Source organism: Bartonella sp. AD328YNZD (genome assembly GCF_042196425.1).
Map to the genome: position 1 here is coordinate 1 of NZ_JBHIQG010000890.1, position 522 is coordinate 522.

The 522-nt window shown below is 42.3% G+C and carries 1 protein-coding gene; it reads right to left on the reverse strand.

The window, feature by feature from the left end:
• On the reverse strand, positions 1-522 hold a 522-nt coding region (gene pgk / locus ACFIO3_RS15605; RefSeq protein WP_375704835.1), incomplete at both ends, for a phosphoglycerate kinase.

Genomic DNA, 522 nt, shown 5'->3' on the forward strand with positions numbered 1-522 from the left:
GAGATAAGTAAAATCATTGGCAACACCAGCATGATTAAGGGCGAAAACCGTATCGCCTCCTCCCGCAATTGAAACCAATTTTCCTTTTTGACTACGTTCTGCTGCGTGGCGTGCCACGGCAATCGTTCCTTTATCAAAGGGAGGCATCTCAAAAACACCAAGGGGTCCATTCCACACGAGGGTAGCAGCTTCATCAATTGCAGCATTGATATGCACAATAGAACGTGTACCAATATCCAATATCATGCCATCTTGTGGAATATCTTCAATATCATAGAGACGATGTGGTGCATTTTTTTCAAAGCGAAAGCCAACAACAGCATCTACCGGAAGCAGAAGCTTACATTGACACTCTTGCGCTTTTTTAATGATTTTTTTAATCGTTTCCATCAATGTATGTTCACAGAGTGATTTTCCAACATGAACACCTTGCGCCGCTAAAAAACTGTTGGCCATGCCCCCACCAATAACCAAAGAGTCGACTTTTTCCACCAAATGATTGAGCACAAAAAGCTTACTAGA